We start from the raw sequence: 14,664 nt of genomic DNA on the forward strand, positions 1-14,664 counted from the left end.
TGCCGCGGCCGCTACCTGTTGCGGCCGCATCAGTAGTTGCCGAGCCCGCCACAGACGTTGAGCGCCTGGGCGGTGATGGACGAGGCCGGGTCGGAGACGAGGTAGCCGACCAGGCCGGCGACCTCCTCCGGCGTCGAGTACCGGCCCAGCGGGATCTTGGAGTTGAACTTCTGCTGGATGTCCTGCTCGCTCACCCCGTAGTGGGCGGCGTACCCCTGGCGCACCCGCTGAGCCATCGGGGTCTCCACGTAGCCGGGGCACACCGCGTTGACCGTGATGCCGCTCTGCGCGAGCTCCTTGCCGACAGCCTTGGTGAAGCCGATGACACCGTGCTTGGACGCCGAGTACGGGGCGGCGAGTTCCACGCCCTGCTTGCCGCCGGTGGAGGCGATGTTGACGATCCGGCCCCAGTCGCCGTCCCGCATCAGGCCGGTGGTGAGGACCTCGCGGGTCACGCGGAACGTACCGTTCAGATTGGTCTCGATCACGTCGTCCCACAGCGCGTCCTCAATCTCGGCGGTCACCCCGCCGCCGCCGCGGCCCGCGTTGTTCACGAGGATGTCGATACGGCCGTACGCGGCGACCGCCGCCGCCACCGCCGTCCGGATCTGCTCGGGCGAGGTCACGTCGCAGACCGCGCCGTCGACTTCGAGACCCTCCTCGCGCAGCCGTTTCACCTCGGTCCGCACGCATTCCGCGCTGCGCGCCACCCCGAACACCGCGACGCCGCTCCGGGCGAGGAGTTCGGTGACGGCAAGGCCTATTCCGCTGGTCGCGCCGGTGACGAAGGCGACCCGGCGGGCCTGCCGGGCCGCCGTTCCCGTATCGGTCATGGTGCTCTCCTCTGCATGACGACGTGGCGAGTAGCCAGGACCGTGGCGGCGTCCCCTAGCGGGCCGCTGGACCGCGGGAGGAGCCCGTGCTCCAGCCCCCCGCGACGCGCGGTCCAGCGGGGCGGCCGAACGTCGTGGCCGTCACGGCCGAAGCGCGCCGCCCCTGGTGCGCGGCGAACGGCGAACCGAGGAGGGCCCGTGTCCGAGCAGATGACGCAGACGATTCCGGACGTACGGAAGTGGGTGACCGTCCCCGCCACACCGCAGCAGGCGTTCGCGGTCTTCACCGAGCAGCCCGAGCAGTGGTGGCCGGCCAGTCACGTCCTGCTGGACAAGGAGCGGGTGGGGCTGGCCTTCGAACCGGGCGTGGGCGGACGCTACTACGAGTGGGACGCGGACGGCAGGCAGATCGACTGGGGCCGGATCCTCGACTGGCTGCCGGGCCGTCGCATCGTCATGACCTGGCGCATCAACGCCAGTTGGCAGTCCATCCCGACCGACGACGGTGCGAGCCTGATCGAGGTCGACTTCGAGCCGGACGGTGACGGCGGTACGAGGGTCACGCTCGCACACGTACAGCTGCACCGGCACGGCGAGGGCGCCGACCGCATCTTCCGGGCGCTCGACGGGCCGTCGCCGGGCGAGACGCTCGAACTCTTCGAGCGCGCCGTCCGATCGGCGCAGTAGTCCGGCGACGCAGCAGTCCGGCGCGCAGTGGTCCGGTCGGCGTGCGGTCCGATCGGTGCTGTAGCGGGGATCGAGGCCGCACCCCCAGGCTCGCCGCCCACCGGGCGGACGGCCGCCACTTCGGAAGAGGAGATACGAGGATGCCTGTCGGCACACCGCAGGAAACCGGTCTGGCCCAGTGCGTGGAGAAGGTGCGCATGCTCGCCGCCCGGCACGCGCAGGACGCGGACCGCGACCGCGCACCGCATCCCGAAGTCGTCGACGCACTGCGTGAGGCGGGCTTCGCACGTCACTTCGTGGCAGCCGAACTCGGCGGAGCACAGGGTTCGTTCACCGATCTGGGCCGCGCCGTCGTCGCCGTGGGGGAGGAGTGCGGATCCACCGCCTGGTGCGCTTCGCTCACCGCCAACTCGGCCCGGCTGGCCGCCCACCTGCCCCGGGAGGGGCAGCGGACGGTGTGGGCGGACGGCCCGGACACGATGGTCTCCGCCGGGCTGATCCCGTCCGGCCGGGCCACGCCCGCCGACGGCGGCTGGCAGCTCGCCGGGCGCTGGGACTACGTGAGCGGAGTGGACTTCGCCGACTGGGTCCTGCTGTGCGCGGCGGTGCCGGATCCCGACCGGCCGCCGCACCTGCGCTTCTTCGCGCTGCCCCGCGCATCCTGCCGGACGCTGCCCACCTGGGACGCCGTGGGCATGGCCGCGACCGGCAGTCACACGGTGGTCGTCGAGGACTCATTCGTACCCGGGCATCTGAGTTTCGACCGGGCGGAGGTGCTGACCGGACGCAACGCCGCCTCCTCGGCCGACGCGCACAACGTGCCCTTCCCGGCCGTCGCCGGACTCACCTTCGTCACGCCCGCCGTCGGGGCGGCCCTCGGAGCGCTGCGCGCGGCCGGCACCCTGCTGACCGGCAAGCGGCGCACCCCGGGCAAAGAGGTCGCCCTCGCCCGCGCCGCCGGACTCATCGAATCCGCACGGCAGTTGACGGAACAGAATGCCGCCGCGGTCGACGCCCGCGACTTCGCCGCGCCGTCCCTCGCCCGTTCCGAACGGAACTCCGCATCGGCCGCCGAGCTCGCCGCGGACGCGGTCTGGACGCTGGTCCGTCTCTCCGGCACCGGCGGGCTGTCCCTCTCCCACCCCCTCCAGCGCTACTGGCGGGACGTGGTGACGGCGACCAGCCACACGGCACTGCGGTACGAGACCTCGGCGGGCCGCAGTTACGCGGCGGCGCTCCTCGGCCCGGCCGACGCGGGCCCCGCCGAAGGGCCCCGACGCACCGCGAACTGACCCCCCCACCCGCAATTGGACAGAACCCACCAGGAGTGCATCGTGCCAGGAGCCCCAGTCCCCGCGCCGCCCGCCGAACCCGCAGCGACCCCGCCCGGTCCCACGGACCGCCGGTCCACGCTGCCCTCGCTCACCGGGCTGCGCTTCGTCGCCGCCTTCATCGTGCTGATCTCGCACACCGGCTATCTGTTCTACATGGGCGCCGCGCCCGAGGACAACCACTCGGACTACCTGTTCGTGGCGGGCTCGGTGGGTCTGACGTTCTTCTTCGTCCTCAGCGGGTTCATCCTCACCTGGGTCGCCAGGGACAGCGACACCCGCCGCCGGTTCTGGCGCAGGCGCCTGGTGAAGATCTTCCCCAACCACCTCGTCACGCTGGCCGCCACCGTCGTCCTGATGATCACCGGCGGCGTCGCAGTCACCGTCTCCAACACCCTCCCCTCGGTGTTCCTCCTGCAGAGCTGGATACCTTCCCAGGAGGTCATCCAGGGGCACGGCACCAACTCGCCCAGCTGGTCGCTCACGTGTGAGCTGCTGTTCTACCTGTCCTTCCCCTTCGTGCTGCCGCTGGTGCGCAGGATCCGCGACAACCGGCTGTGGCTGTGGACCGGTGGCGTGACGCTCGCCGTTCTGACGCTGCCGTTCGTCGCGCAGGTGCTGCCCGACCAGCCCGTCATGTGGTGGGGCGGCGGGATGTCCTGGTGGGAGTACTGGTTCGTCTACCACTTCCCGCTGTCGCGGATGCTGGAGTTCGTGCTGGGCATCCTCGTCGCGCAGATCGTCCTCAAGGGCCGCTGGATCGGCATGCGCACCGGCTGGGCGGCACTGCTGGCCGTGGCCGGTTACGCCGTGACGACCCAACTGCCGGACGTATTCGCCTGGATGTCGCTGACCGCGCTGCCGCTCGCCCTGCTGATCGCCGCCGCGGCCACCGCCGACGTACGGGGCAGCCGCACCGGTTTCGGCGGACGCACCATGGTGTGGCTCGGCGAGATCTCCTTCGCGCTGTACATGGTGCACTACCTCGTCCTGTACTACGGACCCGTGCGCGCGGTCAGCCCCGACCACGGAATGCAGACCTGGACCTTCCTCGAAGCGCTGCGGGACATAGGACTGACGATGGCGATCAGTCTCGTCCTGGCCTGGCTGCTGCACCGGTACGTGGAAGAACCGGCGATGCGCCGCTGGGCCCGGCCCGCGTCCGTACCCCCGAAGCCGACGGCGGAGCAGCAGCGGCCGGCCGACCGGGTGACGGTGACCAAGTGACCCCGCGCACCCCCGAGGAGAGGCACGTGCCCCCCGCGATCACCCCCTTCCGCGTGGAGATCCCCGGTGCGGATCTCGCCGACCTCCACGAGCGTCTCGCGCGGACCCGCTGGCCGGAGCGGGAGACCGTCGACGACTGGTCGCAGGGGCTGCCGCTGGGATACGCCAAGGAGCTGTGCGCGTACTGGCGGGAGGGCTACGACTGGCGGGCCGCCGAGGCCCGGATCAACGGAGTCCCCCAGTTCCGTACGGAGATCGACGGGCTCGGCATCCACTTCGTACACCTGCGCTCGCCGCACCCGCAGGCGGTGCCGCTGCTGGTCACGCACGGCTGGCCCGGGTCGGTGGTGGAGTTCCTCGACCTGCTGCGCCCGCTCACCGACCCCGCCGACCCCGCCGACGCCTTCCACGTGGTCTGCCCCTCGCTGCCCGGCTTCGGCTTCAGCGACAGGCCGGCCGCCGCGGGCTGGACGGCGGAGCGCACCGCACGGGCCTGGGACGTTCTGATGAGCCGACTCGGGTACGACAGTTACTTCGCGCACGGTGTCGACTGGGGATCGTTCATCACCGCCATCCTGGGCGAGCAGGACGAGGGCCGGGGAAGGCTGCGCGGCATCCACGTGACGATGCCGTTCGCCCGGCCCCCGCAGGAACAGGTGGAGCTCTCGGAGCGCGACCTGGCCGGACTCGCCCGGATGAAGGAGTTCAAGGAGCAGGAGAGTGGCTACTCCGTCCTGCAGACGACCCGCCCGCAGACCCTCGGCTACGGGCTGACCGACTCGCCCGCGGGCCAACTGGCCTGGATGGCCGAGAAATACTGGGCCTGGAGCGACCACGACGGCGACCTCGAAAAGGTGATCTGCCGCGACCGGCTCCTCGACGCGGTCAGCGTCGGCTGGTTCGCCGCCACCGCCGCGTCCTCCGCCCGCATCTACTGGGAGAGCCAGAACAGGCTCGCGCTCGGCGAGGTGCGGGTGCCGTCCGCCGTCTCCAACTACCCCAAGGACGGACGGATGCCGCGCCCCTGGATCGAGGGCCGCTTCACCGATCTGCGCAGCTGGAAGGAGCACGAACGCGGCGGGCACTTCCCCGCCCTGGAGGACCCGGAGCAACTCGCCTCTGACATCAGGGAGTTCGTACGGGAACTTCGTTGATGGCACCTCCGGCAAGGGAGTCGGGTGCGGGGGCCCCGGCGGGATCGAGCCGGATTCCAGTGCCCGCTCCTAGCCTGCCGCCATGGGCGAAACACACAGCACCGGATCACACAGCACCGGATCGCACAGCACCGGATCGCACAGCATCAGGATCGTCGGCGCGCGCGAACACAACCTCAAGGACGTCACCCTCGACATCCCCAAAAACACCCTGACCGTCTTCACCGGCGTCTCCGGCTCCGGGAAGTCCTCCCTGGTGTTCGACACCCTCGCCGTGGAGGCGCAGCGCCAGCTCAACGCCACCTTCGGCTGGTACATCCGCAACCAGCTCCCCAAGTACGAAAGGCCGGACGCGGACGCCATCGACCACCTCTCGACCCCGGTCGTCGTCGACCAGAAGCCGGTGGGCGGCAACAGCCGCTCCACCGTCGGCACCATGACGGACGTCCACTCGATGATCCGGGCGCTGTTCGCACGCCACGGCACGCCCTCCGAGGGCCTGGTCTCCAGGTTCTCCTTCAACGACCCCAAGGGCATGTGTCCCGAGTGCGAGGGCCTGGGCCAGGTCCGGCGCATCGACCCGGACCGGGTGGTCGATCGTACGAAGTCCCTGGACGAGGGGGCGATCCTGGTGCCCTGGTACCGGGTGGGCAGCCCCGAGTGGCAGCTGTACGCCACCTCCGGCCGGCTCGATCCGGCGAAGCCGCTCGCCCAGTACACGCCCGACGAATGGCACACGCTCCTGCACGGCTCCGGCGGCCCCAAGGTCAAGGTGTCCACGAAGAACAGTTCGCTGCAGCTGAACTACGAGGGCCTCGTCGACCGGGTCACCCGCCTCAACGTCAAACGCGACGTCAGCACCATGAGCGAGAAGAACCAGGCCGCCGTCGCCGCGTTCCTCGTCGAACAGCTCTGCCCGGCCTGCGACGGCGCCCGCCTCAACCCCGCCGCCCTCGCCACCCGCATCGACGGCCGCAGCATCGCCGACTGGGCCCGCATGGAGATCGGCGACCTGATCGGCGTGCTCGCCCGCATCGACGACCCGGCGGCCGCCCCGCTGGCCGGCGCGGCGCGTACCGCCCTGGAACGCATCGCGGAGATCGGCCTCGGCTACCTCAGCCTCGACCGGGCCACCGGCACCCTGTCCGGCGGCGAGGGCCAGCGCCTCAAACTCGTCCGGCATCTGGGCTCCACCCTCACCGGCATGACGTACTTCTTCGACGAGCCGAGCACCGGACTGCACCCCCGTGACGTGGGACGTGTGGGCTCCCTGCTGCGGGCGCTGCGGGACCAGGGCAACACGGTGCTGGTCGTCGAGCACGATCCCGACGTCATCGCGCTCGCGGACCACGTCGTCGACGTCGGCCCCGGGGCCGGGGTGAACGGCGGCGAGATCGTCTTCCGGGGGACGTACGAGGAACTGCGCGCCGCCGACACCCTCACCGGGCGCGGGCTTCGCGCGGCCGCCGTCGCCAGGACGCGATTCCGGGAACCGAGGGGCAAGCTGCCCGTCGAGAACGCCGCGCTGCACAACCTCAAGGACGTCTCGGTGGTGTTCCCCACCGGCGTGCTCACCGTCGTCACCGGCGTCGCGGGTTCCGGCAAGAGCTCACTGGCCTCCGGGGCGTTCATGGAACGGTACCCGGACGCGGTGTACGTCGACCAGTCGCCGATCGCGGCCTCCTCCCGGTCGACCCCCGCGACGTACCTCGGCCTGATGGACCCGTTGCGGAAGCTGTTCGCCAAGGCCAACGGTGTCGCCCCCGGCCTGTTCAGCGCCAACTCGGCGGGGGCCTGCGAGGACTGCCAGGGCCGCGGCGCCGTCATCACCGAGGTCGCGTACATGGACCCGGTCACCACGCACTGCGAGACCTGCGACGGGCGCCGCTTCAAGGAGTCGGTGCTCGCGCACCGGCTGCGCGGCAAGTCCGTCGCGGACGTGCTGGAGATGTCGGCACGGGAAGCGGCCGGCTACTTCGAGGAGCGGGCGCTGCGCGAGAAGGCCACCGCCCTGGTGGACGTCGGGCTCGGCTACCTCAGCCTCGGGCAGTCGCTCAGCACCCTGTCCGGCGGCGAACGCCAGCGCATCAAGCTCGCCGTCCAGCTGAACCGGTCCGGCAGCGTCTACGTGCTGGACGAGCCCACCACGGGACTGCACATGTCCGACGTGGCCACCCTGGTGACGCTCCTCGACAGGCTGGTCGACCGGGGCAACACCGTGATCGTCGTCGAGCACAACCTCGACGTCGTGAAGGAGGCCGACTGGATCATCGACCTGGGCCCGGACGGCGGCAAGGGCGGCGGCGAGATCGTCTTCACCGGTACCCCTTCCGAACTACTCGCTGTACACGGCTCGTTGACCGGGGAACACCTGCGACGGCATCTGGGCGTCGCCCCGGCCTGAGCCCGTCCTCAGCGTGCCGGGTCGGGGGAGACGGCGGGGCGCGGGGCCGCGCCGGGGCAGGTCGTCCGGGCGGGCGGCAGCTCCCCCGACACCAGATACGCGTGGACCAGCGCGTCGACGCGCGAGTTGTCGCCCAGTACGTAGATCTCGTGCTCGCCGGAGTCCTCCACGGTGATCAGGTGGTGTCCCAGCCGCTCCGCCATCGCCACGCCGCCCGCGTAGTGGTCCATGATGTCGCCGTCGGACTGGACGACGATCCCGGACGGGAAGTCTCCGCCGGTGATGGTCACCGGGGGCTCCGGGGCCCGGAAGGTCCGGAAGGTGCCGACCCACGGCTGGGCGCGGAGGACCCCGTAGCCGTACGGGTAGCGCTCGCGGTAGGTGCGCATGGTGGCGTAGTAGCCGTCGAGGTCGGTGGGCCAGTCGGACTCCAGGGTGATGGCGTCGAGGACGCCGATGCGCAGTTCGCCCTCGTTGTCGGTGGGCCGCCACTGGCGCTGGCCTGCGAGCAGCTCGGCCACCCTTTCCGTGTCCGCGGCGGACGCGGCTGTCCGCAGGTCGCCGACCAGGGTACCGAGCTGCTCCCACTGGGCGCGGTCGGCGGTACGGTAGCCCATCGCGCCGTCCAGCAGGGTCCGCAGGTGCGGCGCGCCGGCCTTCTCCAGCAGGGCGACGACCTCCTCGACGGTGCCCAGGACTTCCTCGGGGGTCCGGCCGAGACCGAAGTGGCCGTCGCGCTCGCCCGCCCAGCCGGCCCACCGGTCGACGTTGCGCCTGATCGCGTCGCCCTGGGAGAGGAACTGCTCGTACCAGTTCCACTCGGGGTTCACGCAGGAGTCGAGGACACTGCGGTCCAGCCGGGAGGGGAACAGGGTGGCGTACACGGCGCCCACCGCCGTCCCGTAGGCGAAGCCGACGAAGCTGATCTTCGGCTCGTCGAGTACGGCGCGGATCACATCGAGGTCCCGGGCGATGTTGCGGGTGCTGATGTGCGGGCGCAGGTCGCCGCCGCCGCGCTCGCAGCCCAGTTCGCGGCGGCGCATGTCCTCGGCGAGGAGTTCGAAGTCCGAGTCCGGCGGGCGGGAGTCGAACGGGGCCTCGGGGGCCGCCACTTCGGCGTACAGCCGGGTCGAGTCGCCCATGCCGCGCGGGTCGAAGCCGATCAGGTCGTACACCTCGTGCACGGGCGTCCCCACGAACTTGCCCGACAGCCGCCTGGCCAGCCCCCAGTCGCCGCCGGGACCGCCGTTGAGGGACAGCAGGACGCCTCGGCGGCGGGCGGGGTCCGAGGCCCGGCGACGGGAGACGGCGAGGGTGAGGCGTTCGCCGCCGGGGTCGGCGTAGTCGCGCGGCACCTCGATCGTGGTCTCCTCGACGGGGCCGTGCTCGTCCGCGCCGGTCGTCCAGCGCGGGCGCTGCGAGTGGAACTCGTGGAGCGAATCGGCGAGGGGGGGCCGTGCGGTGTCTGTGGTCACGTGCGTTTCCGTTCTCTCGTGAGGTCCGGCGTGCGGCCGACAGGATGGCCGCGACGGCTAGAGCACCTCTCGAAGAGGGCGCGCGGCGGTGCGTTTCGAGAGGTGCTCCAGGCAGGCCCCAGGTGCGGCGGTCAGAGTCGGGGTCGCCCACCCGCGGTCGGCCGACATTCCCAGAGGAGAGCGCCATGGCCAAGATCACCTACCGGCACCCCCGAGGCACGGTCACCGTCGTCGACGTACCCGCGCCCAACACGGTGATGCGCGGCGCGAAGCTGAACGACATCGACGGGATCGAGGCCCAGTGCGGCGGCTCCGCCCAGTGCGGGACCTGTCATGTCTACGTGGACGAGGACTGCGGCGTCGTACTGCCCGAGATGCACGAGGTCGAGGACGACGTGCTGTACGGCACCGCGTCGCCGCGCCGCGCGAACAGCCGGCTCAGCTGCCAGCTGCCCGTCTCCGACGCCCTCGACGGACTCGTGGTGGACCTGCCGCAGGCGCAGAGCTGATGGGGCGGCCGACGGTCGTCGTGGTGGGCGCCGGACAGGCGGGGGCGGAGGCCGCGGTCGCGCTGCGCGCGCAGGGGTACGGAGGTCGCGTCGTCCTGGTCGGCGAGGAGAGTGAAACTCCTTACCAGCGGCCCCCGTTGTCCAAGGAGCTGCTGGCCGCCGGCGGGGAGCGAGTGGACTGTGCCCTGTATCCGGCGTCGCACTACCCCGACCGGGACATCGAGCTGCTGAGCGGCGAGAGGGCCGAGGGGATCGACCGGGAGGGACGGACCCTGCTCCTCGCGTCGGGACGTGAGCTGCCGTACGACGCCCTGGTGCTCGCCACCGGGGCCCGCCCGCGCGCCCTGACCGTGCCGGGCGCCGGACTCGCCGGTGTCCACACCCTCCGTACGCTCTCCGACGCGCGCGACCTGCGCTCGCGGCTGTACGGGGCGCGCGACCTGGTGGTCGTCGGCGGCGGTTTCATCGGCCTCGAAGTAGCCTCTGCCGCACGCACGTTGGGGCTCGACGTCGCAGTGGTCGAGGTGCGGGACCGGCTCATGGGAAGGTCGGTGAGCGAGCCCGTCTCCCGCCACCTCGCCGAACTGCACCGCAGAAACGGCGTGCGCGTCCTGCTCGCCCGCGAAGTGACCGCCGTGCACGGCGAGGAGCGGCGGGTGCGCGAAGTCGAGCTCGACGGCGGCGAGCGGATCGCCGCGGACGTCGTGGTCGCCGGGATCGGCGCCGTGCCGAACACGGAAATCGCCGCACGAGCGGGCCTCGCCGTCGACGACGGCATCCTGGTCGACGCACGGTTGCGCACCAGCGACCCGGCCGTCCTCGCCATCGGCGACTGCGCCCGCTTCCCGAGCCGCCACGGGCTCGGCCGGCACGCGCCGGTACGACTGGAATCCGTACAGAACGCCGCCGACCAGGCCCGTGCCGCGGCCACGACGGTCTGCGACCCCGAGGGCGGTGCCGACTACGACGCCGTGCCCTGGTTCTGGACGCACCAGTACGGTGTGCGGCTCCAGATCGCCGGGCTCACGGCCGGACACGACCGCACGGTCACCGTGGGAGACCCGGCCGGCGGACGCTTCTCCGTCTTCTGCTTCCGGGGCGAACGGCTGCTCGGCGTGGAATCGGTCGGCCGGCCCGCGGACCACGCGATCACCCGCAGACTGCTCGCCGGAAGCCGGCACTCGCTCACTCCGGAGTCCGTGGCCGCCCCCGGATTCGACCTGAAGCAACAGCAGCTGCAGTCCCAGCCTGCCTGACATTCCGTCAATTCCGGTACTACAGAAGGGAACCATCATGACCGCCCCCGTCGAGTCCGACGCGAAGACCTTCCCGTACGCCCGCAGTTGCCCCTTCTCCGCGCCCCCCGAGTACCAGGAGATGGTGAAGGAGGACGTCTCGCAGGTGACCCTCGACGGGTCAGGACTGCGCATCTGGACGGTCACCGGCTACCAGACCGCCCGGTCCCTGCTGACCGACCCGAGGCTCAGTGCCTCGCGCAAGCACGCCAACTTCCCCTTCTACTTCATCGCGCCCCCCGAGTACCGCACCGAGACCTCTTTCATCGGCTACGACGGCGAGGCGCACGCCAAGACCCGCCGCAAGGCCGCGCTGACCTTCACCACTCGCCAGGTCAAGCGGCTGCGTCCCCGCATCGAGCAGATCGTCGACGAGCACATCGACCGGATGCTCGCCCGCGGCGGACCGCTCGACCTGCACCACGAGTTCTCGCTCCCGGTGCCGATGACCGTCATCTGCGAACTCCTCGGCATTCCCCAGGACCAGCACGACTTCTTCATCAAGCACGGCACGGCCCTGCTCGGCGGTCACAGCAGCACCGAGGAGCGCCAGGCCGCCATCGTCGAGGTGAACGCGTACATCAGCGAGCTCATCGCACTGAAGAAGCGCGAGCCCGGGGACGACCTGCTGAGCAGGGCGATGGCCGACTACGAGGCGTCCGGGGAGGACTACACCGACCGCGACCTGTTCAACATGGTCCGGCTCCTGATGAACGGCGGCCACGAGACCACCGCCAGCCAGATATCCCTCGGCACGGCCTGCCTGCTGGAGAACCCCGACCAGCTGGAACTCCTCAAGAACGACCCCTCGTTGGTCAGGCCCGCAGTCGAGGAGCTCGTCAGGATCGCCACCATCGGCGACACCGCCATCCCCCGGGTGGCCCTGGAGGACATCGAGGTCGCCGGCAGGACGATCCGCAAGGGCGACGGAATCCTCTTCCTCGGCCTCGCCGCCAACCGCGACCCCGAGGTCTTCCCCGAGCCGGAGAAGCTGCTGATCGAACGCGGCAGCCGCAAGCACCTGGGGTTCGGCCACGGCGTGCACCACTGCATCGGCGCCGACCTCGCCCGGCTGGAGCTGGAGATCGTGTGGAGCAAGCTCTTCGCGCGCATCCCCACCCTGCGGCTGGCCAAGCCCTTCCTGGAGATTCCGCGCAAGGAGGGCGCCGTGATCTACGGGCTGTGGGAGCTGCCGGTCGCGTGGTGAGCGGCGAGCCCGTCCGTTTCGTACCGCTTCTTCGAAGGGAAACCGAGTGTCCCAGCACGTCACCCCCCGGGTCAGACCCGAACTGTACGTGGAAGTACAGCAGTTCTACGCGAGCCAGATGCCACTGCTCGAAGCCCGCCGGCTGGAGGAGTTCCTGCTGACCTTCACCCCCGACTGCACGCTTGAGCACATTCCGTACGGCTGGCGCTTCGAGGGGCGCGAGCAGCTCCTCAAGGAGATGTCGGCCCGCCGGGGCGACCCGGACAAGCCCCGCGCCGAGGAGACCTCCGCGCGGCGGGCCCGCGAGGAGAACATCGCCTACTACGACGGGCTCGTCTACCGGTACTGGTTCGACCGCATGCTGATCGTGCCCGCCGCCGACGACACCCTGAAGGTCCGCTACCAGGCGATGGTCAGCATGACCGACGCGCAGGGCAAGGTGAGCTTCGAGCCGACCACGGTCGTGGAGGACGTACTGGAGCGCAGGGACGGGGAGTTGATGACCCGCTCGCGCGTCGTCACGCACGACTCGGCCAACTGGGCCGACAAGATCCACAACCCGGGCTGAGGCCCCCGGCGCTTCGGCTCCACCGTCACTCGAGGGCGGTGCGCTCTCATGGAGACTCCCGGGCTCGCACCTGCGCCGGGGCCACGGGGGACGGCACGCAATAGATGGGATCACTGATGACAGAAGTAGCCGCCTCCGCCGCTCCGCCGCCGAAGGCGGGGCGACGGGAATGGGTCGGGCTGGCCGTACTGGCACTGCCCGCCATGCTCATTTCCATGGACATGACCGTCCTGTACCTCGCGGTACCCGCCCTGAGCGCCGATCTCGCGCCCACCAGTTCGCAGCTGCTGTGGATCCTCGACATCTATGCGTTCCTGGTCGCCGGCTTTCTCATGACCATGGGCAGCCTCGGTGACCGCATCGGCCGCCGCAAGCTGCTCATCATCGGGGCCGCCGCGTTCGGCCTCGCCTCCGTCGTCGCGGCGTACGCCCCCAACGCCGAACTGCTGATCGCCGCCCGCGCCCTGCTCGGCATCGCGGGCGCCACGCTCATGCCCTCCACGCTGGCCCTGATCCGCAACATGTTCCACGACCCCGCGCAGCGGGCCAGCGCCATCGCCGTGTGGATGACCGCCTTCATGGTCGGCATGTCGATCGGCCCGCTGGTGGGCGGCGCGTTCCTGAGCAACTTCTGGTGGGGCTCGGTCTTCCTGATGGCCGTACCGGCGATGGTGCTGCTCCTGGCCGCCGCGCCCGTCCTGCTGCCCGAGCACAAGGACCCCGCGCCCGGCCGGCTCGACGGGTGGAGCCTGCTGCTGTCGGTCGGCGCGATGATGACGCTGGTGTACGGCGTCAAGGAGATCGCCAAGGACGGCATCGCCGTCCAGCCCGCGCTGATCGCCCTGCTCGGCGTGGCCCTCGGCACCGTGTTCGTCCTGCGGCAGCGCACGCTCGAAGCACCGCTGCTGGACCTGAAGCTGTTCGCCAACCGGAAGTTCAGCGCCTCGCTGGCGACCATGACCCTCGTCCTGTTCGCCATGGCCGGCATGTACCTCTTCATGGCGCAGTACCTGCAGCTCATCCTCGGCATGTCGCCCTTCGAGGCGGGCCTGTGGACCCTGCCGCAGACGGTCGCGATGATGGTCGTGGGCGCGGTGACCCCCGGCCTGGTCAAGAAGTACCGGCCCGCGTACGTCATGGCGGCGGGCCTCGCCGTCGCGGTCGTCGGCTGTTCCCTCTACACCCAGCTCGACGGCGGCCAGTTGGGGCTCCTCATCGTCGGCAACGTCATCTTCGCGCTGGGCCTGGGCCCGATGACCATCATGGGCACCGACATGATCCTCGGCGCCGTGGAGCCGGACAAGGCGGGCATCGCCTCCGCCGTGTCGGAGACCAACCAGGAGCTGGGCAACGCACTGGGCGTGGCCCTGCTCGGCAGCGTCGGCACCGCCGTCTACCGGGGGCACCTGGAGGACACGATGCCGCAGGGCGTCGACGCGGGCACCGCGGAGGTGGCGCTGGACACCCTGGGCGGGGCGCTGGCCTCGGCGGCCGAGCTGCCGGGGCGCGCCGGCGAGGCGCTGGCGGACGCGGCGCGCACCGCGTTCACCGAGGGGCTGCACTTCAACGCCGTGGTGAGCGCCACGCTGATCGCGGGGGCCGCGGTGCTGGTGGCCGTCCTGCTGAAGCACGTACAGCCGGTGGCGCAGGACCTCGCGGGCGGCGGACCGGAGCAGGATCCGGCGGCGGCCAAGGGAACGGCGGAGCCGGCGCCGGCTGTGCAGGACCCGGCTGCGAAGGGTTCGCAGGGGGAGGTGCAGGCGCCGTCCGGGGTTGCCGGAGCGCCGTCCCCCGAGGGGGAGTTGAACCCGGTGAAGTCCACCTGACGCACCGGTTCCCGCCAGGCAGGGGCGGGCCGCATCCCGGGGCACCGGGTGCGGCCCGCCCCTGCCCGCGTGCGGACGCCCTGCTCCCGCGAGGCTTCCGTTGCTCGGCCTTCGCACGCTCCGGCCGCGGATTTCGGCAGCGTCACGC

Annotated in this window: 12 protein-coding genes; 10 read left to right on the forward strand and 2 right to left on the reverse strand. The window is 71.1% G+C overall.

What is annotated here, in order from left to right:
* Positions 1–29 precede the first annotated feature (29 nt).
* Positions 30–833, reverse strand: coding sequence for an SDR family NAD(P)-dependent oxidoreductase (locus HNQ79_RS15520; protein WP_185031327.1), 804 nt, complete (start codon positions 831–833; stop codon positions 30–32).
* A gap of 198 nt (positions 834–1,031) precedes the next feature.
* On the opposite strand from HNQ79_RS15520, the gene HNQ79_RS15525 reads away from it, so the two are divergent.
* The 5 genes from HNQ79_RS15525 (at position 1,032) to HNQ79_RS15545 (ending at position 7,636) form a co-directional block, all read left to right on the forward strand.
* Complete coding sequence (locus tag HNQ79_RS15525; protein ID WP_185031329.1) at positions 1,032–1,520, forward strand: SRPBCC family protein; 489 nt, start codon at positions 1,032–1,034, stop codon at positions 1,518–1,520.
* Positions 1,521–1,660: 140 nt separating this feature from the next.
* Positions 1,661–2,812, forward strand: a complete 1,152-nt coding sequence (locus HNQ79_RS15530) for an acyl-CoA dehydrogenase family protein (RefSeq protein WP_229923626.1) — start codon at positions 1,661–1,663, stop codon at positions 2,810–2,812.
* 42 nt (positions 2,813–2,854) lie between these two features.
* Entirely contained in the window at positions 2,855–4,078 is a 1,224-nt protein-coding gene (locus tag HNQ79_RS15535; protein ID WP_185031331.1) for an acyltransferase family protein, read from the forward strand.
* A gap of 26 nt (positions 4,079–4,104) precedes the next feature.
* Entirely contained in the window at positions 4,105–5,232 is a 1,128-nt protein-coding gene (locus HNQ79_RS15540; protein ID WP_185031333.1) for an epoxide hydrolase family protein, read from the forward strand.
* 82 nt (positions 5,233–5,314) lie between these two features.
* Complete coding sequence (locus HNQ79_RS15545; protein WP_185031335.1) at positions 5,315–7,636, forward strand: ATP-binding cassette domain-containing protein; 2,322 nt, start codon at positions 5,315–5,317, stop codon at positions 7,634–7,636.
* Positions 7,637–7,644: 8 nt separating this feature from the next.
* Here the strand turns inward: HNQ79_RS15545 and HNQ79_RS15550 are convergent, their stop codons facing one another.
* Positions 7,645–9,111 (reverse strand): alpha/beta fold hydrolase, encoded by a 1,467-nt coding sequence (locus HNQ79_RS15550; RefSeq protein ID WP_185031337.1) that lies wholly within the window; start codon positions 9,109–9,111, stop codon positions 7,645–7,647.
* A 185-nt stretch (positions 9,112–9,296) separates the two neighbouring features.
* On the opposite strand from HNQ79_RS15550, the gene HNQ79_RS15555 reads away from it, so the two are divergent.
* The 5 genes from HNQ79_RS15555 to HNQ79_RS15575 all read left to right on the forward strand — a co-directional run bounded on the left by HNQ79_RS15555 (position 9,297) and on the right by HNQ79_RS15575 (position 14,516).
* On the forward strand, positions 9,297–9,620 hold the full coding sequence (locus tag HNQ79_RS15555; protein ID WP_185031339.1) for a 2Fe-2S iron-sulfur cluster-binding protein: 324 nt from the start codon (positions 9,297–9,299) through the stop codon (positions 9,618–9,620).
* Positions 9,620–10,876 (forward strand): NAD(P)/FAD-dependent oxidoreductase, encoded by a 1,257-nt coding sequence (locus HNQ79_RS15560; RefSeq protein WP_185031341.1) that lies wholly within the window; start codon positions 9,620–9,622, stop codon positions 10,874–10,876. The genes HNQ79_RS15555 and HNQ79_RS15560 overlap by 1 nt, the downstream gene beginning before the upstream one ends.
* Positions 10,877–10,913: 37 nt before the next feature.
* Positions 10,914–12,122: a cytochrome P450 gene (locus HNQ79_RS15565; RefSeq protein ID WP_185031343.1), complete on the forward strand. Its 1,209-nt coding sequence runs from the start codon at positions 10,914–10,916 to the stop codon at positions 12,120–12,122.
* A 46-nt stretch (positions 12,123–12,168) separates the two neighbouring features.
* Entirely contained in the window at positions 12,169–12,690 is a 522-nt protein-coding gene (locus HNQ79_RS15570) for a nuclear transport factor 2 family protein (protein WP_185031345.1), read from the forward strand.
* Positions 12,691–12,806: 116 nt separating this feature from the next.
* Entirely contained in the window at positions 12,807–14,516 is a 1,710-nt protein-coding gene (locus tag HNQ79_RS15575; RefSeq protein ID WP_185031347.1) for an MFS transporter, read from the forward strand.
* Positions 14,517–14,664: the final 148 nt, after the last annotated feature.

Source organism: Streptomyces candidus, from assembly GCF_014207445.1.
Lineage (GTDB): Bacteria > Actinomycetota > Actinomycetes > Streptomycetales > Streptomycetaceae > Streptomyces > Streptomyces candidus.

Excerpts from the sequence above, each read along its gene's own strand:
- HNQ79_RS15560 (WP_185031341.1), top strand. The coding sequence starts at position 9,620 with ATGGGGCGGCCGACGGTCGTCGTGGTGGGCGCCGGACAGGCGGGGGCG.
- HNQ79_RS15520 (WP_185031327.1), bottom strand. The coding sequence starts at position 833 with ATGACCGATACGGGAACGGCGGCCCGGCAGGCCCGCCGGGTCGCCTTC.
- HNQ79_RS15565 (WP_185031343.1), top strand. The coding sequence starts at position 10,914 with ATGACCGCCCCCGTCGAGTCCGACGCGAAGACCTTCCCGTACGCCCGC.
- HNQ79_RS15555 (WP_185031339.1), top strand. The coding sequence starts at position 9,297 with ATGGCCAAGATCACCTACCGGCACCCCCGAGGCACGGTCACCGTCGTC.
- HNQ79_RS15545 (WP_185031335.1), top strand. The coding sequence starts at position 5,315 with ATGGGCGAAACACACAGCACCGGATCACACAGCACCGGATCGCACAGC.
- HNQ79_RS15575 (WP_185031347.1), top strand. The coding sequence starts at position 12,807 with ATGACAGAAGTAGCCGCCTCCGCCGCTCCGCCGCCGAAGGCGGGGCGA.
- HNQ79_RS15530 (WP_229923626.1), top strand. The coding sequence starts at position 1,661 with ATGCCTGTCGGCACACCGCAGGAAACCGGTCTGGCCCAGTGCGTGGAG.